Raw genomic sequence first — 23,711 nt, forward strand, 5'->3', positions numbered from 1 at the left:
AGGGGCAGGAAGTATACATACTACCTAATCCGAAATTCCACAAGGATGTGGAATACAAAACAAACATTCAAGGAGGAATTCCAAATGAGAATTCAACACAACATTTCAGCTTTAAACACACACCGTAACCTTACTTTCAACAATACTCAAGCTTCTAAAAACCTTGAGAAATTATCTTCTGGTTACAAAATCAACCGCGCAGGTGATGATGCAGCTGGTTTAGCAATCTCTGAAAAAATGCGTGGACAAATCCGTGGTCTTGATATGGCTACTAAAAACGCTCAAGATTCAGTATCTTTAATCCAAACTGCTGAGGGTGCACTAAACGAAACGCACTCAATCCTTCAACGTATGCGTGAATTAGCAGTACAATCTGCTAATGACACTAACGTATCATCAGACCGTGAAGCATTACAATTAGAAATCAACTCTTTAGCTGAAGAAATTACACGTATTTCTACTGACACTGAGTTCAATACTCAAAAATTATTAACTGGTTCATTTGGTGGATTTGGAACTGGACAAGGTTTCAATGCTAAGTCTGCAACAACAAAAGTTGGTGGTAAGATTTTCCATATCGGTGCTAACTCTGGTCAATCAATTAAGTTATCTATCGGTAATATGTCTGCTACTGCTTTAGGTGTAAATGCAATTACAGCTAAACCAGGTGAAGTTGGAAAAACTGCAAGCTATGGTACTGGTATTAACATCTCAACACAATCAGGTGCAGATAACTCTATTTCAATTATTGACAAAGCGCTTAGCCGTGTATCATTAACTCGTGCATCTTTAGGTGCTGTTCAAAACCGTTTAGAGCATACTATTAACAATTTAGGTGCAACTTCTGAAAACTTAACAGCTGCTGAATCTCGTATTCGTGATACAGATATGGCTAAAGAAATGATGGGCTTCACTAAGAACAATATCTTAATGCAAGCTGCTCAATCTATGTTAGCTCAAGCTAACCAACAGCCACAAGGTGTTCTTCAATTACTAGGCTAATTTAGTTTTAAACCTCTAGCTTCCGCTAGAGGTTTTTTTATTAATAAAAAATATTAAATACCGATATAAAAAAAGAGGTGAGAAAAGTGCACTATGATTTAGAAATATTAGAAACTAAAACAAGGGAAAGTACTTTAAAAATTAATAATTATTTTATACATAGTAAATACGACCCTGTTAAAGAGGCAAAACAACAAGCGGATAGATTATATAAGCCACATCAAGCACATATATTGTTTGGGTATGGTTGTGGGCACCTTTTACAAGCTATAGCTAAAGTCAGAAGATTTAATGAGATTATAATTTTAATAGAACCACTTTTGGAACATGAAAAAATAAAAATAGAAAATGTACCATCAAATACCTTGATTTTTGGGAAAGATGTATTGGAAAATTTCGAGTTTTTTTTAGGCGAATTTACAGCAGATTATCGTGTTTCGTATAATGTTATTTGCTTGGCTAATTACGATAAATTGTTTGTATCAGAATATAAATTATTATTATCGAAGGTTAAAGATGTACAAATGAAAAATCAAGTGAATGATTATACTTCTATTTATTTTTCGAAAATGTGGCAGAAAAACTTCGTAGAAAATATTTTTCATCTTTCTAAAGATCATAGTCTTAATGTTCTAGAGAAAGCTTATAATCATCCAGTAGTAATTGCATCGGGTGGACCTTCTTTAAATAAACAACTAACAATACTTAAAGAAAATCGTGAGAAAATGATTTTAATAGCTGCAGGTTCTACTATTAATTCCTTATTAAAAGAAGGCATTGAACCAGATTATGTTGTGTCAATTGATGGGGGCACACCTAATTATAACCATTTTAAGAACTTGGATTTAAAATATTCTAAAATTATCTATACAATGCAAAGTCATCCAGGAGTTAGAGGAGCTTTTAGGAATAAAGGTTACGTAGTGGATTTAAAAGGGCATCCATTGTTATCAAAATATATGATGGAACAACTAAATGTAAACCTCCCTCTATTTGAAGGTGGTGGTACCGTTGCTCACATTGCATTTTCTATTGCACAATATATATCTAGCGGTCCTATTGCTTTAATTGGCCAAGATTTAGCTTATACAAATAATGTTACACATGCTACTGCTAATTTACATAAAAAAGAAATAAATGATCAGTATTTAAAACAAAAGAATGCATTCAAAACATTAGGCTTTGGTGATAAAGAAGTTTGGACTTCTCCTGTTTTTTATTCAATGAAACTAGAATTCGAAGATTTAATTAAAATAAACTATCCTAAAAATAAGTTTTTCAATTGTACAGAAGGTGGACTAGTATTGAATGGATATGAGCAACTTGGATTTAAAGAATTCTGTGTCACATATTTACATGAAAAAATTACTATCATACCTCCTACATCTAAGAAAGAACATTCTTTTAAAGCGATAAACTTTTTAAAAAAGGAAATAAAGTTATATGATGAATTGCAGTCTATTTTATTAACTGCCATAGGAACAGTAAAAAGTAATCCTTCTAACATAATATTTACACAAGGTGTTTTGAAAAAGTTAGATAAACTTGATGCGAATATACATGACATAATTTATAAGTTACCAATTGAGAGTTTATTATCACCTATTACATTAAAAGTTATGAAAAATTACCTTCCGAAACTTAATGAAACAAAGGAGGAAGAATTTCTACGTGTGAAGAATCAATCAATGGATTTTTATAAACATTTGATAGAGGCTACAAAATTGGCAAAACAATATACAACAGAAATAATAGATAAATATGGAGATAATGAGGAGAATTCAGATGAATAATATAGTAATTGAGGCAATTGAAAGTTATAATGAATATCTTTCTAAAGTAGCAAATGGTTGCAATATTATCGCAGAAGATTTGCGAGAAGATAATTTACAAATAGCATTAAAAACTATTTTGCAATTTTCGGAAGGTATGACATGGTTAACTGATATTAGTGAATTATTGAAGAAGAATGAAATTCAAGTAGAATTGAATATCGAACAAATTCATGGATTTTTACATGAAATTAATAATGGATTAGAGATGCAGGACTATATTTTAGTAGCTGATATGTTTGAATATGAAATTGCTCCATTTTTTGACCAGTTATCTCCTATTCAAGGAATCAATAATTAATGCAATGGGAAATTGAAGTGGCTAAAAATGGGGAGCAGACACTGAAACTGAACAATACATACATTTATAGTCGCTATAAGCCACGTGAGGATGCTTACCGTTGGATCGATGCAGAGTTTGATTCTACCAAAAAAAAATACTTGCTGATCGGCTTAGGATTAGGATACCATGCAGAACGTTTAAAAATGTTGGCAAGGGATAAAGATGTATACGTGTTTTATTTTGAGAAAATAGAGAAATCATTCTTCAAATTTGAGTCATTGGTTACTGATATTTCTGAGTTAAAAATAGATGAAGAATGGCAAGTATTAATTCCAAAGTGTTGGATAGCAGCTTTGAATGGGCATCCACTAGAGCCGTTTTTGGATGATATCAAAATGAAGCAACTAAGTTATAAAAATATGTCGTATTTATTAAGGGAAAACTTTGATAAGAATATCGAACTTGGGGATTTAAAGAGATACAGTCCAGAAAGGAAAAAAAATGCAGCTATTGTCTCATCAGGTCCATCGTTAAATGAAACAATTTATTGGTTAAAACAAATAAAACAAGAAGTAGATATTTATTGTGTAGGATCTGCACTTAAAATACTAATGAAGCATGATATAGTACCGAAGGCTGTCGTTATATCGGATCCTAAAAAATCTATTTATGGTCAAATTGCTGGTAGTATGTACAATGGTGTTTTGTTATATTTAAGTACTGCAAGTCATAATGCTGTTTTAGCTCATACAGGAGAACGCTTTTTGTTGTGTCAAAATGGATATATACCAGCAGAAAAAGTTGCTAGAGAAAATAACCTTCAAATTTTTGATACTGGGGGATCTGTTGCAACGCTTGCTTTTAGCTTAGTAGAAAGCCTTCACTATGAACGTTTGGTATTTTTTGGACAAGATTTAGGGTTTAAAGGAAATAGAACACATGCTAATGAATCTACATCTGGAAGAAATGTTATAGAAGAATCATATTTCAAAACAGTAATTTCAAATTCAAACCTCGATATATTTTCTACACCAAATTTGTTATCATATCTACGATGGTTTCAAAAAAAAATCAAATACTCTGATTTGAAGGTTTACAATACTGCTTTAAATGGCGCAAAAATTGACGGTGCAACTTTAATAACAGAAAAAGAACTATATAATTTAGTAGAGAACCTATGATTTTCATAGGTTTTTCTTAATTTATCGTGAGAAATGTCGATACATTCAATATAATACATATAAGAAAGCCTAGATAGGAGTTATAGTAGTATGAGCATACTAAAAGATAAAACAGTGTTAGTTACAGGTGGAACGGGTTCATTTGGTAAAAAATTTACTAAAAAAGCACTAGAGCTTGGAGTTAAAAAAATTATTGTTTTTAGCCGGGATGAGCTTAAACAGTATGAAATGAAACAGGAGTTTAATGATAAACGTCTTCGCTTTTTTATAGGAGATGTGCGTGATCAAGAACGTCTACATCGTGCATTTGATGGTGTCAATATAGTAATTCATGCTGCCGCAATGAAACATGTCGATGCATGCGAGTACAATCCTTTTGAAGCAGTAAAAACGAATATTCACGGTGCGCAAAATATTATTGAAGCAGCCATAGATTGTGGGGTTGAAAAGGTTATAGCACTTTCGACTGATAAGGCTTGTGCACCTGTGAATTTATATGGCGCAACAAAACTAGCTTCAGATAAGTTATTTGTTGCAGCAAATTCCTATGTAGGAGAGAAACCTACTAAATTTGCTGTAGTTCGTTATGGAAATGTTGTAGGAAGCAGAGGGAGCGTAGTACCATTTTTTAAAAAAATTAAACAAACTGGTGTATTACCAATTACAGATGAACGAATGACACGCTTCTGGATTACACTCGAGCAAGGCGTGCAATTTGTATTAGATAATTTAGAGCGTATGCATGGCGGTGAAATATTTGTTCCGAAAATTCCGAGCATGAAAGTAACAGATCTTGCGAAAGCAATTGCACCAGAATGTGAAATTGAGATTATAGGTATTCGACCAGGTGAAAAACTACATGAAGCAATGATTATGGAAGATGATGCTCGCCATACAGTGGAGTTTGATTCGTACTATGTGATTCAGCCAGAGTTTCCATTTTGGTCAGCTAAGTTTGCGAAAGAAGGGAAATCTTTACCTAATGGTTTTGAATATACAAGTGATAAAAATGAAGTATGGTTAGAAATTGAAGAATTAAAAAATTTAATTAATGAAAATTAATTCAAAATATAGAGAGGAGATGTTTTCATGAATAGCGCTATGATTTATGGTACTGGAAAAGAATCTGTGAAAATTAAGGATGGACTTAAAGATACAATAAATTTTAAAGGGTTTATAGTTAGTGATGAGAAAGATCAAGGTACAAATATATTTGCAATAGAAAATATCAATCTAATGGAAGTTGATTACATTATTATTGGTAGTGTGTCATTTGAAAAAGAAATGGTAAATAAACTAATAGCTAATGGCTTTGAGGCACATAAAATTTTAACACCGTTAAAATTTAAAAGTGGTTATAATAGGGTACTATTTAAAGAACATATAGATTTAACTAATCAATATAACACAATATTTGAAAATGAGTATGTCGATAAATTATTTGATAACCTATTTCCGGTATCTATCAATAAAGAACTAGCGGAAAATAGAATTATTAACCCATATCATTATAAAGATTATAATTTTGATGGAGTGGATTTTGTTAGGGTATCGACATTTGAATTACTAGTCAGAGAGATTAAAGAAAAAAAAATTAAAGGATCTGTTGCTGAAGTAGGTGTTTATCAAGGACATACATCTCTGTTATTAAGTCATCTATTTAGTGAACGGAAGCTATATTTATTTGATACGTTTGAAGGATTTCACGAAAGTGATGTTAATTTTGAAAGAGATAATAGTTATGCAAAAACGACCGTAGGACATTTCTCTTCAACAAGTATAGATTTAGTTAAAGAGAAATTAAAGCATCATAGTCAATTAGAGATTAGAAAAGGTTATTTTCCTCAAACGGCTACAAACATAAATGATACTTTTGCATTTGTTAGCTTAGATGCTGATTTATTTCAACCTACATATGAAGGGCTTAAGTATTTTTATGAAAAATTAAATAAAGGTGGATATATTGTAGTGCATGATTATAATTTTAAAGGATATCCAGGAGCAAAAGCAGCAGTACAACAATTTTGTAAAGAAGAATCAATTCCTTATATACCAGTGAGTGATTACTATGGTAGTGTAATTATTGCCAAATAACTGTGTTAAAGAGTTAATACGTATTTTAAAGTTTTCTAGGAGACAATATGATGGAAACAGAACAAGCAATTTTCAGGTTATTATTTGATTTATATAGACATTTACCAATTCGAGAAAACAGAGTTACCTTTATTCATTTACATAACAATAAATTAGATGAAAATAATTATGCGATTCAACAGTGGATAGAAAGAAACAAGTTAAATTTGGAAATTTGTCATATAACGTTAGAAGAAATTAAAGAAGAAGGTTTTGCTTCAGAGAAAAAAATGAATAATAAAGCAAGAATTTCTTACTTATTGTCAACATCACAATATGTTTTTTTAAATGACTTCTATTCACTTTTTTCATTTATTAAAATAAGACCAGAAATAAAAATATATCAACTTTGGCATGGAGGAGGGGCTTTTAAAAAGTTTGGTTTAAATGTATCACATCGCCAAAGTGATAGTTCTACTTTAGAAAGAGTTAAAAGAGCACATTCCCAATACGAGGGTGTATTCGTTAGCTCAAATGAAGTAGTACCTATTTATGCAAGTGCTTTTGGTATCCCTTCCAAAAAAGTACACCCTTTTGGTCTTGTTAGAACAGATTTTTTATTGGAAGCAAAAAATAAAGAAAAAATTATATCCAAATACCGATTTTTATTACCGATAAAAAATAAAAAAGTAGTATTATTTGCTTTAACATACAGGGAAAATGATAGATATAGAGAGGGGATAGGAATAAATTTTAATGAAGTATTGGAAAATATACCAGAGGAATTTGTTTTGTTTATTAAACGCCATCCATTTGAAAGAGGAGAATTTATAATAGAAGAAAAGCAACATAACAGAGTTATAAATGTAAGTGAATATCCAATAAATGAATTACTGGTAGTTGCAGATACATTAATAACAGACTTTTCGTCAGTGATTTTTGATTTTTCATTGTTAGAAAAGCCAATGATTTTTTTTGCTCCAGACTATCCTGAATATGAAGCAATGAGGGGTTTTTACTATCCATACGAATACTTTGTACCTGGACCAATTGTGCAAAATTTACCTTCACTAACTAAACAAATAGTTAATCCGGAGTTCTCTTTAGAAAAAATAAAGGAATTTAATAAGAAATTTCATTATAAATTAGATGGAAAATCTACTGATCGTGTAGCAGAATTTATTTTTAAAGACTTTTTAGAAAGGGGTTAGACTGTGAATTATGCAATTATTTTAGCGTCTGGAACTGGCAGCAGAATGGGAAATGTTGATAAGCCCAAACAGTTTATAGATGTATATGGAAAGCCTGTTATTATTTATACACTTGAGGCTTTTGCTAACCATCCAGAAATAGACCAAATTATTATTGTTACATTAGAAGAATGGATTGAGGATGTTAAAATACTAGTTCGAAAATACGAGATTGATAAAGTAACAACGATTATTGCAGGAGGAAGCAGTAGACAAGCTTCAGTTTATGAAGCTATTAAACACTTGGCTTTTTCTGTAAATAGTTCTTCAGAAGATATTGTGGTCGTTCATGATGCAGTACGTCCTTTAGTAAATCATCGTATTATCACTGATAATATAGCGGCTGCTAAGCAGTATAGTGCAGTTGATACTGTGATTCCTAGTGCAGATACGATTGTAAAAAGTCTATCAAAAGAAATGATTACAGAAATTCCCAAACGAGACTACTACTATTTAGGACAAACACCACAAAGCTTTAAATTCGGACTGATAGAGGAAGCACATAAATATGCATTCAATAATCCAGATATTGTGACAACGGATGATTGTAAATTAGTTCTAGCATTAGAGTATCCTGTTCATCTGGTTATGGGAGACAAATTAAATTTTAAAGTAACAACCTTCGAAGACCTCTTACTATTCAAAGCTATTTTAAAGTTAGGTAAAATAGAGGTGATTTAAATGCTTAGCAAAGTTTTTAAAGTTATTGAGCCTAAAAGGTTTGATATGTACATTGAAGATGTAAAAACAGAAGCAAACGATGTTTTAATCAAGGTTGATTACATATCAATATGTAAGGCAGATCTGCGTTATTATGAAGGTACACGAGATGCGAGGGTATTATCGCTAAAGTATCCAATGAGCTTAATTCATGAAGCAACCGGAATTGTTTTAAAAGATCCACAGGGGCAATATAATGTTGGACAAAAAATAGTAATGATTCCAAATCGTGTCGAGAGAAAAGCTTGTGAACATTGTGTATGTGATCACCCACAACTTGGTGAGAATTATTGTCCGAAAGCATTATTTGCTTCAAGTAATAGCGATGGCTTTTCAAAAGAAATAATCGCTTATCCGCATCAATATATTTTACCTGTTCCAGTAGGTTTGGAAAATAAATATGCTGTTTTTTCAGAGATGCTTTCTGTTGCGATTGCAGCAATTAGAAGAATAGAAATTCCTAACGGTACAATTGCAATTTGGGGAGATGGGGTATTAGGTTATCTAATTGTATCGGCCCTTCGATTTTTAAATAAAGATAATCGAATTATTGTTGTAGGAAAGCATCGAGAAAAAGTAATGAAATTCCCAGTAAATAAATATTTCATGATTAACGAGAATATTGATGAGCAAATTGCCCTAGCTTTTGAGTGCGTCGGTGGTAATGGGGCTGTATCGGCAATTAACCAAATTTTGAAAGAGATTTCAGTAGGGGGAGAGGTTATCCTAACAGGTGTGACGGAACAAGAGGTCCCAATCTCTACGAGGAAAATTTTAGAAAAAGGTATAAAAGTAAGTGGAATAACAAGAAGTCAAAAATCAGATTTTGAAGTTGCCCTTCATTTACTACAGCAAGAGGAATTCTTGCCATTCATAAACTCATTAATCTTAAGTGAAAATAAGATTAGTTCAATTACAGAGTTTTATTATGCTTTTGAAAAGGAATCTAAAAATAAGTTACTTGGAAAACATTTAATGCAACTTCAGTTTTAAGGAGGAAAAAAGTTGTCACTAAAAAGACCAGATAAAACCATGCATATCGCAGAATACATACATACTGTATATCTAGTACAGCCGATATTGCCTATTATAAGTAGAACTTTTATTACTCCTAATATGATAACAATAAGTAATATTCTGTATTCAATATTACTCTATTATTGGGCATATCATAATCAGTTTTCATTAGTTGCAATAGGTATTCAACTATATTTATTTTTGGACATTCTAGATGGTAACTTAGCTAGGTATGCACAACTACAAAGTAAAGTAGGTGCATGGTTAGATAATATATACGATCGAATATTTTATACATTGTTCTTTATCTTTTTAGGAATTAATAACGTACACTATATTCTAATCATTATATTGATTGCTTTTATAAACTTCTATGGCTGGTTGGCGACTTATTATATTGTACCGAGGTTGAAAAGGTTGTCACAGATTAAGAGAAGATCATTAAAAGGGTGGTTTATGGATAAAGGCTTTATTGTAGGAATGGATGTTGGGACACTGATGATACTGTCTACCTTATTTTTATTAGTTAGAGAAGTGCATTTATTATTTATTGTATTAATAATTGGATTAGTTGTAGATATTTTAGCTCGACTTTCTGAGCTATGGCAAAATATGAAGAGAGAAGGTTTAATATGAAGCAATCTCTTTTGGTTTTAAGTGCTGCTAATAAAGTGCCTTTATTACATATAATTAAACAAAGTGTACCCAATATTAAATTAATAGCTGGAGATATCTCCTCTAATGTAATAAGTAGGTTTTTTGTGGATGATTTTTGGGAAATGCCTTTGTTAAAAGATTTAGAAATAGATTATTTCATAGCAAATTGTAAAAATCAAAATGTCAAATATATCATACCTACTAGAGAGGGAGAGTTATTACATTTCGCTAGATGGAAGGAATCATTAAAAAAAGAAGATATACATGTGATGGTTACGAATGCTAAAGGAATTGCAGTAACATCTGACAAACTCCTTTTCTATCAGTCTTTAAAAAAATATGGTTATCCAGTAATTAAAACAAGTTTGAATATTGCTGATATAGAATCCGATTCATACGTAGTTAAAGAACGTGCAGGTGCAGGTTCTAAAAATCTATATATCAATATTTCAAAAGAAGAGGCGATTAGAATATCACCCCAACTTAATGCCCCTATTTTCCAGCCGTATATTGGTGGGAAAGAATATAGTATAGATGTTTATATGATGAAGAATGGAAAGGCGAAAGGGGCTATTGTCCGTGAACGGGTACTAGTAATAAATGGAGAGTCCCAGATTACACGAACTGTAATTAAGACTGACCTTGCTAAATTAGTGATGGAGGTTGCAGAAACATTAAATTTATACGGTCATGTAATGTTTCAAATAGTAGAAGATATAAAAGGTCAACCTCATATTATAGAATGTAATGCAAGATTTGGTGGAGCATCTACATTAAGTATTAAAGCTGGTTTAGATAGCTTTAATTGGTTTATCCGTGAGTCCAATAAACAATCTATATGTGATATGAAATTTAAATCTCCTGTTGAACAATTAACGCAAATACGGTATTCGAAGGATTTGATTATATGAAATATGTTATCGTTTTTGATATGGATGATACGTTATATGACGAACTTACATATGTTCAAAGTGGCTTTCAAGATGTAGCAGAATATTTGGCAAACCTCATTTCTATTGATAAAGATGAGTTGTATAGTTTTATGTGGGAGCGACTTCTTCAATATGGAAGGGGTCGCATTTTTAATGATGTTTTATTAAGATATTTGGGAACAATGGACATTGATTTATTGATAAAATGTATTGATGTTTATCGAAATCATGAACCGAGTATACAATTACCACAACAATCTATACGAGTTCTTGAAGAGTTGAAAAACAATCCATTGTATATTGTTACAGATGGAGATATAGGAGTTCAAGAAAATAAAATTAAAGCGTTAAATTTGAAAGCTTATGTCAAAGATGCGATTGCTAGCTATAAAAAGGGAGTTGACAAAGGGAAGCCTTCCCCATATTGGTTTAATTATATTGCTCAAGTTGAGCGTGTAAAACCGCAGCAAATTGTATATATAGGAGATAATGCTAATAAGGATTTTGTAGGAATTAACCAACTCGGTTTTAGAACTATTAGAGTAAAGCAGGGGCAGTATGTAAATGAAGTCCCTTCTATCCAACATGAGGCTGAATTTGTGATAGAAACTATCGATGAAGTACCAGATACATTAAAAAAAATATGGCCACGTTTTATAACAGAGGGGGATTGAAGTGAATATTATTACTATTATTCAAGCACGTGTGGGTTCTACACGTCTGCCAGGAAAAGTATTAAAATCATTAGGAAATGAAGATGTATTAAGTTATGATATTGCTCGTTGCCGTGCTATCAAAGGTGTAAAGGAGATCATTATAGCTACTAGTACATTACCACAAGACGATGCAATTGTTAAATGGTGTGAGGAGCATCAGGTTTCATATTATCGTGGATCTGAGGAAGATGTTTTAGATCGTTATATTCAATGTGCTGAAGCATATGAACCTGATTTTGTTATGCGTGTTACTTCTGATTGTCCGTTTGTTGATTATGAAATGGCGAGTGAGATGGTTGCGTTGATGGAAAAGGAAGGGAAAGATATAATGTTACTGGATGGCGATCTACCACGTGGATTAGCTGTAGAAATTATATCCTTTGATGCATTATTACGAATTAATGAGGTTGGGAAAGAGCCACGTCATCGTGAACATGTGACATACTATGCTTATGAGTTTAAGGAGCAATTTACAACTGTAACTTATAAAGTGCCTATTAATCGTCAATCACCAGCTCTACGTCTTACTTTAGATACTGAAGAGGACTATAAATTGATAAAGGCTGTTGCAGATCATTTTCAAGATCCATTAGTATCAAGTGTTGAAGTAGTTCAGTATTTAAATAGCAATCCAGATATAGCAAAATTAAATGCCCATATTGAACAGAAACCGGTGATTTAAATGAAAGTTATTATTCGCACAGATGCTTCTATTCAAATTGGTAGTGGTCATGTAATGCGCTGTTTAACCATTGCTAAAAATCTTCGGAATCATGGGTGCAAAGTTTTTTTTTGGATGGAGCATTTAGAAGGTAACTTAATTGATTTTGTAGCACAAGAAGGCTTCTTAAATATTACCTCCGCACAACAGGCAGATTTATATATCATTGATCATTACCAAATAGGGGAAAAGTGGGAACGATCAATGTACCAATATGCAAAAAAAATTGTTGTTATTGATGATTTAGCTCGTGAACATGTTTGTGATTTATTAATAGATCAAAATGTTGTTTCACATTTTAACACACGATATGATAGGAAAGTACCTGAACATTGTGTAAAGTTACTTGGCCCCAAATATTTGATTATGCGAGAAGAGTTTATCCGAGAGCGTGGGCAACTACGTCAGCGTGGTGACAAAGTTGAACGTATACTGGTTTTTATGGGTGGAAGTGATCCTACGAATGAGACAATGAAAATTTTAAATGCATTGGAAACTTCTAATTTTAAACATATAGACATAGTTGTAGGCAATAACAACCTATTGAAAGAACAAATTGAGGTAATTTGTAAAAAACAGAAGTATCATTATCATTGTCAAATCAACTATATGGCAAATCTTATGCAACTTGCTGACTTCGCTATTGGAGCTGGGGGTAGTACGCTTTGGGAACGTTGTTATATTGGGCTTTCTTCAAGTTCAACAATTGTCGCCGATAATCAAAGAGAGACTACGATTTATGCAGGACAATTAGGTGTCACAATTAATTTAGGCTGGCATGAACAAGTTACGGCAGACACATATAGGAAGTTATTAGATGATATACAAGTTGAAGGCATGGGGAATAAAGGACTAGAGCTAACATCTAATAAACTTTCAAATGCATGGTTATATGAAATAATGGAGTTGATAAAATGATAAAAATTGGACATAAGGAAATTGGACGGCACACAAAGCCGTTTATTATCGCAGAAATGTCTGGAAATCATAACCAATCATTAGAGCGAGCTTTACATCTAGTAGAGATTGCCGCTGAATCTGGGGTTGATGCATTAAAGCTACAAACGTATACGCCAGACACAATTACTCTTGATATACATACAGGGGAGTTTTTTATTCAAAATGATTCCAGTCTATGGAAAGGAAACTCTTTATACAATTTATATAAAGAGGCTTATACACCATGGGAATGGCATAAAGCGATTTTTGATAGAGCAAATGAATTAGGATTGTTAGCGTTTAGCTCGCCATTTGATGAAACAGCAGTTGATTTTTTGGAAACATTGAATGTGCCAGCTTATAAAATTGCTTCCTTTGAAAATGTTGATATTCCGTTAATACGGAAAGTAGCGAAAACAGGAAAACCGATAATTATTTCTACAGGTATGGCAACTGTGGCTGAATTAGATGAGGCGGTACAGGCAGCTCGTGCAGAGGGCAATCATCAAATTATTTTATTAAAATGTACAAGTACTTATCCTGCAACTCCAGCAAACTCAAATTTAGCAACTATTTCACATATGCACGATTTATTTGGAACTGAAATAGGTTTATCTGATCACACTATGGGGGTTGGTGTATCGGTTGCAGCAGTAGCCCTTGGGGCAACAGTTATTGAGAAACATTTTACCACATCGCGTGCTGATGGTGGAGTGGACTCAGCCTTCTCAATGGAACCACATGAGTTAGAGATGCTGGTTGAAGAAACAAAGCGTGCATGGCAAAGCCTAGGAGAAATAAAATATGGCCCGACTGAGGCGGAAAAACCATCTTTATTACATCGCCGTTCGTTATACGTTAGTCAGGATTTAAGAGCTGGCGATATTTTAACTGTTGAAAATTTACGAAATGTTCGACCGGGACTAGGGTTGCCTACTAAATATTATGATTTAGTTTTAGGAAAAGCTATAAAAAAAGACGTTGTGAAAGGGACACCGCTTAGCTGGGATCTATTACTAGGGGAATAAGGATGAATTCGGGATGTGGTAAAAAATGTTTTACTTAAATTTACGATTTGTAAATATCTATTTAATTTCTGACAAATTTTTTTATTATAATTTGCCTAAGTACTCTCCACTGATAATCCCTAAGATTAGAAATGAGGAATAATTTTGAAAATGAGTAAAGATTTCATCTCCTACGGTCGCCAATCTATAGATGAAGAAGATATTCAAACGGTAATTGAAACATTGCGTTCACCATTTTTAACACAAGGACCTAAAATACAAGAGTTTGAACAAGCGATTGCTAATTACGTTGGTGCTCAATATGCAGTTGCATTTTGTAATGGAACTGCGGCCCTCCATGCAGCCTGTTATGCAGCTGGAATAGGTGAAGGAGATGAAGTTATTACATCGCCTATTACTTTTGCGGCTAGTGCAAATTGTGTACGTTATATGGGAGGCACTGTTGTTTTTGCTGATATTGATGCTCATACATACAATATTGACCCAGTCGAGATAAGAAAAAAGATAACACCCAATACAAAAGCAATCATTCCAGTTGATTTTACAGGTCAGCCTGCTGAAATGGATACTATTATGGAGATTGCACATGCACACAATCTAGTGGTTATTGAAGATGGTGCTCATTCACTAGGTGCTGAATATAAGGGGGAAAAAGTTGGCACACAAGCAGACATGACCATGTTTAGTTTTCATCCAGTCAAACCTATTACAACAGCAGAGGGTGGTATCATCGTAACGAACAACGAAGATTATTATCGCAAGCTGCAATTATTCCGAAGCCATGGTATCGAACAGACAAAGTATTCAGCTGAACAAGGTGATTGGTATTATGAGATGACAGACCTTGGTTATAATTATCGAATGACAGATTTACAAGCTGCACTGGGCTTATCTCAAATGACAAAAATTGATACATTTATCCAACATCGTCGCGAAATAGCAGCCTTTTACAACGAGGCATTTCAAAACATGGATGGGATTGTTGTCCCGTATCAATTACAAGAAACAAATTCAGGCTGGCATTTGTATATGATTCAGCTTGAAAAAGGGTCTCGTAAGCAAATTTTTGAACAAATGAGAGCATTAAATATAGGAGTCCATGTACATTATATTCCTGTTTATTGGCATCCTTATTACCGACAACTGGGTTATGACCGTGGATTATGTCCAATTGCTGAAAAATGGTATGAAAATGCTTTGACTTTACCTATCCACCCTACTATGAAAACGGAAGATTTAGCAATTATTGTGTCGAATATAAAAGAGTTGGTTAAAGAATTTAATTAAATACGTGTATTTAAATGATTACTTACCAATTTCCTTTAGTATTTAGATATTAACTACAAATAACCGCTAAATTCAAAAAAGGATTTTAAGAATTATAAAATAATAGATTGATTAGTTAACTCCTGAATCTATCCTATATAGCTCAGGAGTTTTTTTTATTAAACAAAGAGCTAACTCAATGTTTTGTTAAAAAACATGAAACAATAGAAAAACCTTCCGATAATAAAGTTAAGAAATGAAAGTTTAGGAGGTTGAATTACATGCGTATTGCATCGCAAGGGCAGTCAGTTGATATGGCTACTGCGCCTTTAAATACAAAAGCAATGAATGTGCAGGAAAATATGACGCCTAATGTTTCAATAGAAACAAGCTCTAAATCTAAGATTGAAAAGTCAAATACTACTGGGGAAGAACATGAAATTTCGAAGGATATACTTCAACAGGCCGTTGATGTTGTAAATGAGTTTTTAGAAATAAATCGCAGTTCCTCAAAATTTGTTTATCATGAGGGTTTGGAACGTTATTATGTAACAATCGTAAATCGTGATACCGATGAAGTAGTAAAAGAAATTCCACCAAAAAAAATATTAGATGCATTTTATGAGATGCAAAAAATGGTAGGAATGATTGTAGACGAAAAAATTTAAAGGAAAATAGGAGGATAAAAAATGGTTTCAAGAATTGGTGGATTAGCATCAGGTATGGATATTGATAGTCTAGTAGAGAAATTGATGCAAGCAGAAAGAATGCCATTGAATAAAGCATTTCAAAGAAAACAAACATTAGAATGGCAGCGTGACGCGTATCGAAATGTGAATGTAGCTACACAGAAACTCAATAAATTTTTAGAAGAAAAAATGTGGTTGCAGAGCCAAATGATGAAAAAAACAGCTACATCTTCTAATGAAAACTTAGCAACGGTTAAGGCTACCAATACAGCAACGGGGTCTCTAAATATTGAAAGTGTTGCCCAATTAGCAACTGCTACTCAGATGATTGGTGAGCAAAGAGGGTACACAGGTACCACAAAGTTATCAAGTTTGGTAGATGAATCGGTTAAATCTATAGAACTAAAAGCTATCGATAAGAATGGTAACTTATCAGAAAAAGCAACTACAATTACCTTCGATCCATCTAAAGATACAATTAATGATTTAGTGAAAAAAATCAATCAGAGCAATGCTGGAGTTACGGCATTATTTGAAAATGGACAGCTTTCTTTAACTGCAAATAATACTGGTAGTGTTAAAAGTGGTAGTGGAGAGATTGTCTTTGGACAAGGGAAAGAACTCTTTGATGCATTAGGGATGGATAAAGCAACTTCTATATCTGGTAAAAATGCGATTCTAAAGGTTAATGGTATTACAATGGAACGTTCATCAAACACATTTACCATTTCAGGATATGAAGTATCACTAAAGTCAACATTCAATGCTAAAGCAGGTGCAGCTGATCGTGTAGCAGCAGCACTAATAGAATTAAATAATGCGAAAGATGCACAGCCAATTTTAGAAGCTGATAGAGATAAAAAGCTTGGAGAATACAATACTTATTATAATGATACGTATAAAAAAGAGCACGAGCGTATTTTTGGGCAAAATAATTTAACAGTAGATCAACAAGAAAAATTTGATAAGTTTTCAGATGTAGGAAAGGTTGCCCTCCTAAATTCTAATGATTTGACTGATTTACAATCTTTGAGCATCGATTATACAGATGGAGATAGTATTAAATCATCGATTAACAATTCAAGCTTAACAGATGAACAAAAAGCAAAACTATTAAGACTATCCGCAGATGACTTAAAATCATTACAAAGTGCAGATGGAGGGGCATTACTCGACCGAGCACACCAAATAGATTTTGAAAAGTCATATAAATCTTTAGATAAGACTTTTTTAAGTAACCTATCAGCAGACGATTTAGCATTTTTATCTGAAATCAAAGGTAAGGATAATATTGAAATAGATCAAATTTTAGCAGGAAAAGATGATGCTATTAAGAATAAATTCGAAAAGATGGATAGAGTGGATTTAGCCCGTTTAGCTGATTTAAGTGGATCCTTAGAAGATTTTAAACAATTTAGTGTAGTTGAAAAAACTAATAATGACAATCTAGCAGCATATAAAACAGCAGAAAATGATGTACAGTCTGGTCTGAAACGTATTGCGGAGGCACAAAAATCTTATGATAATGCTAAGGCTGCAGAGAGTAGCACAGCTGGAGATAATTCTCCTACTGTAGCTCCAGTTAGTTTAACCTCTACTACTGATACTAAAAGCATAAAAGATAGTATTCAAGAATTTGTGAAAACATATAATGAAATGCTTGATACGATGAATGGTCTATTGAAAGAGAAGAAATATCGTGATTATCCACCATTGACAAAAGAACAACGTGAAGATATGTCTGAAAGCGAGCAAAAGTTGTGGGATGAAAAAGCGAAAAGTGGTTTATTACGTAGTGATCCTTTAATTAGAGATGGATTAGCTAAGATGCGTTCTCAGTTTGTTTCGTCTGTTAAAGGATTAGGAGACGATACAATTGATTCTTTAGCTGAAATTGGAATAACAACATCTAAGATATTATCAGATGGTGGAAAGCTAGTAATAGATGACAAAAAACTTGATGCCGCATTAGAAAAAGATCCTGATCAAGTTATTCAAATGTTTACTAACCAAGGCAGTGTTACAACTATAACAGATGAAAAAGGTAGAAAAGTAACCCAAGATTCAAGAGGTATTACAAAACGTCTAAGAGATGAAATAGCTGCTTTAACAAAAAGTATTGAGAAGAAAGCTGGTAAGGAAGGAAAAACAGATCAATCTTATAGTTTAGGGAAACTAATTATAGAATCTGATGATCGTATTTCTAAATTACAAGCTAAACTAGTAGATATTGAAGCTCGTTATTGGAAACAGTTTACAGCCATGGAGCAAGCCATTAATAAAGCTAATCAGCAATCAGGCATGTTCATGCAAGGCGGGGGCTTCTAAAATAAGGTAGGGGAAATAATATGCAGCAAATAGATCAACTATTGCAGGCGTCAGCTAATTTATTTAAGCATTTAGGTGAAATTCCTAAAGGTGAAGACCGCGATGAATATATCGATACAATCAATAGCATGTTGGACAAGCGTGGATTGATTGTTGATAGGTTAATGAAAGAAGGATTTCAATTCGATGAACAAAATCGAATTCATCGTACACTATTAGAACTAGATAATGGCATTAAAGAACGATTGGCTGCCGTAATGAGCGCCGTTAAACAAGACATGGCAAACCTACAAAAAACGAAAAAAAGTGAACAGCAATATTTCAATCCTTATTCAAATGTTCGTGTGATGGATGGCATGTATTATGACAAAAAGAATTAATATTTTATCTTTATTCAGCGTGGTGGAAGTAGTCCGGTGAATGGAAGATAAAGCCCCGGCGGATGTCATGGATTTTAAAAGGAGTGAATTGTGATCGCGCAATTCAAAATCCAGACACAATTACGCCGAGGCGTAATTGATCAAATAGCTTTTCTTCGGAAAATGGTTTAAACTAGTAAATAAGTAACCTTTCAAAGGAGTTGTCCTTTATTGGCAGCAAATTTAACAGCACAAAACGCATATAAACAAAATAGTGTAACCACTGCTTCTCCTGGTGAGTTGACGTTAATGCTTTATAATGGATGTCTGAAGTTCTTGCATAAGGCGAAACAAGCTATTCAAGAGAAGAATATCCAAGAAAAGAACACAAATCTTCAAAAGGCACAGGCGATTATTGCTGAGCTAATGTCTACACTCAATATGGATATTGAGATTTCGAAACAAATGCTTCCTCTTTATGAATATATGAATCATCGTTTAGTCGAAGCGAACATTCAAAATGATGTAGCCATTATTGAAGAAGTAGAAGGATTGGTGACGGAATTCCGCGATACGTGGAAGGAAGTTATTCGCATTAATCGACAACAGCAGTTTGGTCAAGGAAACAGCGGACAAATTTAGACACAACGAGAGACCATCTTCAACGGGTGGTCTCTTTTTTATGGCAAGAATCTTCAACTAAAAATTATCACTAAATAGTCATAAATTAGGCTATTCAACGGTAAAATATGTTACTTATTCCCTCTGGTTGTAAGTAGGGCAGCGTGTCATAATCAAAGCAATATCAATGTTAAATATAGTACTGGGGTGGGAATATGATCTTTAAGCGTCAAGAAGGCTTCCGCTTTAAATTCAAGGAGCCTATTCAAATAACTTTTGCTATGTATGAGAATGGAAAGGTCAATCATGGACAGACAGCCATGGCAGACTTGCTGGATATTAGTCCGCGTGGATTAAAAATGTTTACTGAAGTGGATTTAGGCGTCACCCCTCCACCATTGGACCTCCGATTTGTACTTGATACACTTGAGGTGCGAGCATATGGGGATGTCATTTGGAGTCGCCCGTTTGGTAACGGTAAGCAATATGGCATCCATTTCAATGATCAAGGACCAGTAGAAGATTTGATTGTTGAAGAATTAAAGCTGCGACGTAAAAAGGAAGCGGCAGAAGCGAAGAAACAAAATGATTTTTAATCATAATACTTTCACTGCCATATGACAGTGTGTCTCCATACAGGAGTAGTTTGAACGCACGGTAAATTCACTGATAGAAAATAAAGTTTTCTACTAAATTAAAATAAAAATATTTTGTAAAAAAAAGAATGATTTTAGAGGAATTTCACACACTTGTGTAGAAATATATAGTATAGCAGTTATAAAGGAGGAGTTTACATGTTAAACTTTAACATTCGTGGTGAAAATATTGAGGTAACTCCAGCTATTCGAGAGTATGTTGAGAACAAAGTCGACAAAGTGGAACGTTATTTTAACGAAGATGTTAACGCCAACGCTAATGTCAATTTAAAGGTTTACAATGACAAGCAAACTAAAGTGGAAGTCACAATTCCAATGAAAAACTTAACTCTGCGTGCTGAAGAGCGTCATAACGATATGTATGCTGCTATTGATCTAATTGTTGATAAATTAGAGCGTCAAATTCGTAAGCATAAAACAAAAGTAAACCGTAAATTCCGTGAGCGTGAAGGTGCAGGCCTTTATTTTGCTACTACACAAGCAGCCGCTGATGCCGCTACAGAGGAAGAAGAATACTCCATTGTGCGTACCAAGCAATTTGATTTAAAACCAATGGACCAAGAAGAGGCTGTTTTACAAATGAATATGCTTGGACATGATTTCTATGTCTTTACAGATGCTGAGTCAAATGGCACAAATATTGTGTATAAACGTAAAGACGGAAAATATGGCTTAATTGAAACAACTTAAACTTCATGATGACAAAGGCTCTCGCGATGGCGAGAGTCTTTTTTTGTATGGCTACTACTGTAAACGGGGTGACCGTTTGCATGAAACTGTTACACAATGGTAAAATGAAAGTTGAATCTATATAGGAAGTGAAAAACATTCATGGCAAACCTATTAAATAAATTATTTGATTTCAATAAACGTGAGTTAAAAAAATTAGAAAAAATCGCTGACCAAGTTGAGGGTTTCGCTTCTCAAATGGAACAGCTTTCAGATGATCAATTACAAGCGAAAACAGACGAGTTTAAAAAGCGCTATGCCGATGGAGAGAAGTTAGATTCGATTCGTGCGGAGGCTTTTGCTGTTTGTCGAGAAGCGGCGAAACGTGTTTTAGAAATGTACCCATTCCGTGTTCAAATTATGGGGGCTGCTGCGCTTGATGAAGGTAATATCGCAGAAATGAAAACCGGGGAAGGTAAAACATTAACGGCGACGATGGCTGTTTATTTAAATGCGATCACTGGTAAAGGTGTACATGTTGTTACAGTCAACGAATATTTAGCAAGTCGTGATGCTGCTGAAATGGGACAGCTGTATAATTTCTTAGGTTTATCGGTTGGTCTTAACCTAAACAGTCTTTCAAAAGAGGAAAAACGAGCTGCGTATGAGGCGGATATTACGTATAGTACAAACAATGAGCTAGGGTTTGACTATTTACGCGATAACATGGTGCTTTATAAAGAGGAACGTGTACAACGTCCGTTGCACTATGCTGTTATTGATGAGGTCGACTCGATTTTAATTGATGAAGCGCGTACGCCATTAATTATTTCGGGTCAGGCTGGGAAATCAGCACAGCTTTATAAGCAATCGAATGCCTTTGTACGTATGTTAAATGCGGAAACGGATTATACGTATGAGGAATCAACGAAAGGTGTTACGTTGACGGATGCAGGTGTTGAAAAGGCAGAAAAAGCTTTCGGCATTGATAATCTGTTTGATTTGACACATGTTCGTTTAAATCATGCAATCAATCAATCATTAAAGGCACATGTTAGTATGCATAATGATGTCGATTATGTTGTGCAGGATGGCGAAATTGTGATTGTTGATGGCTTTACAGGTCGTTTGATGAAGGGCCGTCGTTATTCTGATGGCTTACACCAAGCAATTGAAGCTAAAGAAGGCGTTGAGATTCAAAATGAATCGATGACGATGGCGACCATTACTTTCCAAAACTACTTCCGTATGTATCAAAAGCTTGCAGGGATGACAGGTACGGCGAAAACAGAGGAAGAGGAATTCCGAAATATTTACAATATGAATGTTGTAGCTATTCCGACGAATAAACCGATTGCTCGTGATGATCGTGCTGACTTGATTTTTGCAACGATGGAAGGGAAATATAAAGCAGTTGCTGCTGATATTGCAGAGCGCCATAGAGCTGGCCAACCTGTTCTTGTTGGTACAGTTGCGATTGAAACATCGGAGATTATTTCTAAACTATTGGATAAGCATAAAATTCCACATAATGTCTTGAATGCGAAAAACCATGAACGTGAAGCAGAAATTATTGCGAATGCTGGTACAAAAGGTGCCGTGACGATCGCGACAAACATGGCGGGGCGTGGTACAGATATTAAACCAGGTGAAGGTGTATTAGAAATTGGTGGTTTAGCCGTAATCGGTACAGAACGCCATGAGTCACGTCGTATTGATAACCAGCTTCGTGGACGTTCTGGTCGTCAAGGGAATCCAGGGGTTACACAATTCTATCTATCTCTAGAAGATGATTTAATGCGTCGTTTCGGCTCCGATAACATGAAGTCTATGATGATGCGCCTAGGTATGGATGATTCTCAACCATTACAATCTAAAGTTGTGTCGAGAGCTGTAGAATCAGCGCAGAAACGTGTCGAAGGTAATAACTTTGATGCACGTAAGCGTTTATTACAATATGACGATGTTCTACGTCAGCAACGTGAGATCATTTATAAAGAGCGTTATGATGTATTGGAAACAGAAAATATGCGTGTGCTCGTTGAGTCCATGATTCAAGAAACAATCGATAATGTTGTTGGCCTATATACGCAAGGTGAGCAAAAAGATTGGAACTTGAAAGCTATTGAAGATTTTGTAGCGGCTAACCTACTTGATGAAGGTCAACTTAAAGTGTCTGATTTCCAAGGCAAATCTGCTGAAGACATTAATCAAATGATTTCTGATGCTGTTCATGTTCGCTATGATGAAAAAGAGGCAGAATTGACACCAGAGCGTATGCGTGAGTTTGAAAAGGTTATTCTATTACGCTCTATTGATACGAAATGGATTGATCATATTGATGCAATGGATCAATTACGTCAAGGTATCCATCTACGTGCCTATGGACAAAATGATCCTCTTCGTGAATACCAACAAGAAGGTTTTGCGATGTTCGAGGATATGGTTGCTTCTATTCGTGAGGATGTTGCGAAGTATGCGATGAAGGCAGAAATTCGCAATAATCTAGAGCGTGAAGAGGTGGCAAAGGGCCAAGCAGTTAATCCAAAGGAAGAAGGCGGCGGCTCAGCTCCGAAAAAGCAACCAGTTCGTAAGGCTGAAAACATTGGTCGTAATGATTTATGCCCTTGTGGAAGTGGCAAGAAATTTAAAAACTGTCATGGTGCAGCTCAATAAAATAGGTGAAAAAGATCATTTTAACTTTATGTTGAGATGATCTTTTTCTTTGTGAAATCCCTCCATTTTGAAGGAAATTTAGTATAAAAAGTCAGA

Annotated in this window: 23 protein-coding genes; all 23 read left to right on the forward strand. The window is 34.1% G+C overall.

Features of this window, described 5'->3' with window-relative positions; all coding sequences use genetic code 11:
- The first annotated feature begins 84 nt into the window (after positions 1 to 84).
- The 23 genes from hag (at position 85) to secA (ending at position 23,615) form a co-directional block, all read left to right on the forward strand.
- Positions 85 to 1,002, forward strand: a complete 918-nt coding sequence (gene hag, locus MKY49_RS03055; protein ID WP_341385586.1) for a flagellin Hag — start codon at positions 85 to 87, stop codon at positions 1,000 to 1,002.
- A gap of 86 nt (positions 1,003 to 1,088) precedes the next feature.
- Entirely contained in the window at positions 1,089 to 2,795 is a 1,707-nt protein-coding gene (locus MKY49_RS03060) for a motility associated factor glycosyltransferase family protein (RefSeq protein ID WP_341385587.1), read from the forward strand.
- On the forward strand, positions 2,788 to 3,135 hold the full coding sequence (locus MKY49_RS03065) for a hypothetical protein (protein WP_341385588.1): 348 nt from the start codon (positions 2,788 to 2,790) through the stop codon (positions 3,133 to 3,135). The genes MKY49_RS03060 and MKY49_RS03065 overlap by 8 nt, the downstream gene beginning before the upstream one ends.
- On the forward strand, positions 3,135 to 4,298 hold the full coding sequence (locus tag MKY49_RS03070; protein WP_341385589.1) for a motility associated factor glycosyltransferase family protein: 1,164 nt from the start codon (positions 3,135 to 3,137) through the stop codon (positions 4,296 to 4,298). Before MKY49_RS03065 ends, MKY49_RS03070 begins: the two co-directional genes overlap by 1 nt.
- Positions 4,299 to 4,388: 90 nt before the next feature.
- On the forward strand, positions 4,389 to 5,360 hold the full coding sequence (gene pseB / locus MKY49_RS03075) for a UDP-N-acetylglucosamine 4,6-dehydratase (inverting) (RefSeq protein WP_341385590.1): 972 nt from the start codon (positions 4,389 to 4,391) through the stop codon (positions 5,358 to 5,360).
- Between the two features lie 27 nt (positions 5,361 to 5,387).
- The gene (locus MKY49_RS03080; protein ID WP_341385591.1) at positions 5,388 to 6,392 is read left to right on the forward strand and encodes a TylF/MycF/NovP-related O-methyltransferase; all 1,005 of its coding nucleotides are present in this window, start codon (positions 5,388 to 5,390) and stop codon (positions 6,390 to 6,392) included.
- A gap of 50 nt (positions 6,393 to 6,442) precedes the next feature.
- Complete coding sequence (locus tag MKY49_RS03085) at positions 6,443 to 7,582, forward strand: CDP-glycerol glycerophosphotransferase family protein (RefSeq protein WP_341385592.1); 1,140 nt, start codon at positions 6,443 to 6,445, stop codon at positions 7,580 to 7,582.
- A 3-nt stretch (positions 7,583 to 7,585) separates the two neighbouring features.
- A complete protein-coding gene (gene ispD, locus MKY49_RS03090) occupies positions 7,586 to 8,302 on the forward strand; it encodes a 2-C-methyl-D-erythritol 4-phosphate cytidylyltransferase (protein ID WP_341385593.1) in 717 nt (238 codons plus the stop codon).
- Entirely contained in the window at positions 8,303 to 9,334 is a 1,032-nt protein-coding gene (locus tag MKY49_RS03095) for an alcohol dehydrogenase catalytic domain-containing protein (RefSeq protein WP_341385594.1), read from the forward strand.
- A 12-nt stretch (positions 9,335 to 9,346) separates the two neighbouring features.
- On the forward strand, positions 9,347 to 9,994 hold the full coding sequence (locus MKY49_RS03100) for a CDP-alcohol phosphatidyltransferase family protein (RefSeq protein WP_341385595.1): 648 nt from the start codon (positions 9,347 to 9,349) through the stop codon (positions 9,992 to 9,994).
- Positions 9,991 to 10,926 (forward strand): ATP-grasp domain-containing protein, encoded by a 936-nt coding sequence (locus MKY49_RS03105; protein WP_341385596.1) that lies wholly within the window; start codon positions 9,991 to 9,993, stop codon positions 10,924 to 10,926. The genes MKY49_RS03100 and MKY49_RS03105 overlap by 4 nt, the downstream gene beginning before the upstream one ends.
- Complete coding sequence (locus MKY49_RS03110) at positions 10,923 to 11,621, forward strand: HAD family hydrolase (RefSeq protein ID WP_341385597.1); 699 nt, start codon at positions 10,923 to 10,925, stop codon at positions 11,619 to 11,621. The genes MKY49_RS03105 and MKY49_RS03110 overlap by 4 nt, the downstream gene beginning before the upstream one ends.
- A gap of 1 nt (position 11,622) precedes the next feature.
- Positions 11,623 to 12,345 (forward strand): glycosyltransferase family protein, encoded by a 723-nt coding sequence (locus MKY49_RS03115; RefSeq protein ID WP_341385598.1) that lies wholly within the window; start codon positions 11,623 to 11,625, stop codon positions 12,343 to 12,345.
- Positions 12,346 to 13,302: a UDP-2,4-diacetamido-2,4,6-trideoxy-beta-L-altropyranose hydrolase gene (gene pseG / locus MKY49_RS03120; RefSeq protein WP_341385599.1), complete on the forward strand. Its 957-nt coding sequence runs from the start codon at positions 12,346 to 12,348 to the stop codon at positions 13,300 to 13,302. It abuts the gene before it with no gap.
- A complete protein-coding gene (gene pseI, locus MKY49_RS03125; protein ID WP_341385600.1) occupies positions 13,299 to 14,351 on the forward strand; it encodes a pseudaminic acid synthase in 1,053 nt (350 codons plus the stop codon). Before pseG ends, pseI begins: the two co-directional genes overlap by 4 nt.
- A gap of 150 nt (positions 14,352 to 14,501) precedes the next feature.
- Positions 14,502 to 15,638, forward strand: a complete 1,137-nt coding sequence (pseC, locus tag MKY49_RS03130; protein ID WP_445928413.1) for a UDP-4-amino-4,6-dideoxy-N-acetyl-beta-L-altrosamine transaminase — start codon at positions 14,502 to 14,504, stop codon at positions 15,636 to 15,638.
- 260 nt (positions 15,639 to 15,898) lie between these two features.
- Positions 15,899 to 16,285, forward strand: coding sequence for a flagellar protein FlaG (locus tag MKY49_RS03135; RefSeq protein WP_341385602.1), 387 nt, complete (start codon positions 15,899 to 15,901; stop codon positions 16,283 to 16,285).
- 21 nt (positions 16,286 to 16,306) lie between these two features.
- On the forward strand, positions 16,307 to 18,634 hold the full coding sequence (fliD, locus tag MKY49_RS03140; RefSeq protein WP_341385604.1) for a flagellar filament capping protein FliD: 2,328 nt from the start codon (positions 16,307 to 16,309) through the stop codon (positions 18,632 to 18,634).
- A 20-nt stretch (positions 18,635 to 18,654) separates the two neighbouring features.
- Complete coding sequence (locus MKY49_RS03145; protein ID WP_341385605.1) at positions 18,655 to 19,014, forward strand: flagellar protein FliT; 360 nt, start codon at positions 18,655 to 18,657, stop codon at positions 19,012 to 19,014.
- A gap of 210 nt (positions 19,015 to 19,224) precedes the next feature.
- Positions 19,225 to 19,635: a flagellar export chaperone FliS gene (gene fliS / locus MKY49_RS03150; protein WP_274795655.1), complete on the forward strand. Its 411-nt coding sequence runs from the start codon at positions 19,225 to 19,227 to the stop codon at positions 19,633 to 19,635.
- A 194-nt stretch (positions 19,636 to 19,829) separates the two neighbouring features.
- Entirely contained in the window at positions 19,830 to 20,210 is a 381-nt protein-coding gene (locus MKY49_RS03155; RefSeq protein WP_341385606.1) for a PilZ domain-containing protein, read from the forward strand.
- A gap of 198 nt (positions 20,211 to 20,408) precedes the next feature.
- A complete protein-coding gene (gene hpf, locus MKY49_RS03160; RefSeq protein ID WP_274795657.1) occupies positions 20,409 to 20,960 on the forward strand; it encodes a ribosome hibernation-promoting factor, HPF/YfiA family in 552 nt (183 codons plus the stop codon).
- Positions 20,961 to 21,101: 141 nt separating this feature from the next.
- Positions 21,102 to 23,615, forward strand: a complete 2,514-nt coding sequence (secA, locus tag MKY49_RS03165) for a preprotein translocase subunit SecA (RefSeq protein WP_274795658.1) — start codon at positions 21,102 to 21,104, stop codon at positions 23,613 to 23,615.
- The last annotated feature ends 96 nt before the right edge of the window (positions 23,616 to 23,711 follow it).

This window comes from Lysinibacillus sp. FSL M8-0134 (genome assembly GCF_038069745.1).
Classification (GTDB): Bacteria; Bacillota; Bacilli; order Bacillales_A; family Planococcaceae; genus Lysinibacillus; species Lysinibacillus irui.

What these genes read in the sequence shown, in the direction of transcription:
- hag (WP_341385586.1), top strand. Translation starts at nt 85, where the DNA reads ATGAGAATTCAACACAACATTTCAGCTTTAAACACACACCGTAACCTT.
- MKY49_RS03065 (WP_341385588.1), top strand. Translation starts at nt 2,788, where the DNA reads ATGAATAATATAGTAATTGAGGCAATTGAAAGTTATAATGAATATCTT.
- MKY49_RS03070 (WP_341385589.1), top strand. Translation starts at nt 3,135, where the DNA reads ATGCAATGGGAAATTGAAGTGGCTAAAAATGGGGAGCAGACACTGAAA.
- pseB (WP_341385590.1), top strand. Translation starts at nt 4,389, where the DNA reads ATGAGCATACTAAAAGATAAAACAGTGTTAGTTACAGGTGGAACGGGT.
- MKY49_RS03080 (WP_341385591.1), top strand. Translation starts at nt 5,388, where the DNA reads ATGAATAGCGCTATGATTTATGGTACTGGAAAAGAATCTGTGAAAATT.
- MKY49_RS03085 (WP_341385592.1), top strand. Translation starts at nt 6,443, where the DNA reads ATGGAAACAGAACAAGCAATTTTCAGGTTATTATTTGATTTATATAGA.
- MKY49_RS03095 (WP_341385594.1), top strand. Translation starts at nt 8,303, where the DNA reads ATGCTTAGCAAAGTTTTTAAAGTTATTGAGCCTAAAAGGTTTGATATG.
- MKY49_RS03105 (WP_341385596.1), top strand. Translation starts at nt 9,991, where the DNA reads ATGAAGCAATCTCTTTTGGTTTTAAGTGCTGCTAATAAAGTGCCTTTA.
- MKY49_RS03110 (WP_341385597.1), top strand. Translation starts at nt 10,923, where the DNA reads ATGAAATATGTTATCGTTTTTGATATGGATGATACGTTATATGACGAA.
- pseG (WP_341385599.1), top strand. Translation starts at nt 12,346, where the DNA reads ATGAAAGTTATTATTCGCACAGATGCTTCTATTCAAATTGGTAGTGGT.
- pseI (WP_341385600.1), top strand. Translation starts at nt 13,299, where the DNA reads ATGATAAAAATTGGACATAAGGAAATTGGACGGCACACAAAGCCGTTT.
- pseC (WP_445928413.1), top strand. Translation starts at nt 14,502, where the DNA reads ATGAGTAAAGATTTCATCTCCTACGGTCGCCAATCTATAGATGAAGAA.
- MKY49_RS03135 (WP_341385602.1), top strand. Translation starts at nt 15,899, where the DNA reads ATGCGTATTGCATCGCAAGGGCAGTCAGTTGATATGGCTACTGCGCCT.
- fliD (WP_341385604.1), top strand. Translation starts at nt 16,307, where the DNA reads ATGGTTTCAAGAATTGGTGGATTAGCATCAGGTATGGATATTGATAGT.
- MKY49_RS03145 (WP_341385605.1), top strand. Translation starts at nt 18,655, where the DNA reads ATGCAGCAAATAGATCAACTATTGCAGGCGTCAGCTAATTTATTTAAG.
- MKY49_RS03155 (WP_341385606.1), top strand. Translation starts at nt 19,830, where the DNA reads ATGATCTTTAAGCGTCAAGAAGGCTTCCGCTTTAAATTCAAGGAGCCT.
- hpf (WP_274795657.1), top strand. Translation starts at nt 20,409, where the DNA reads ATGTTAAACTTTAACATTCGTGGTGAAAATATTGAGGTAACTCCAGCT.
- secA (WP_274795658.1), top strand. Translation starts at nt 21,102, where the DNA reads ATGGCAAACCTATTAAATAAATTATTTGATTTCAATAAACGTGAGTTA.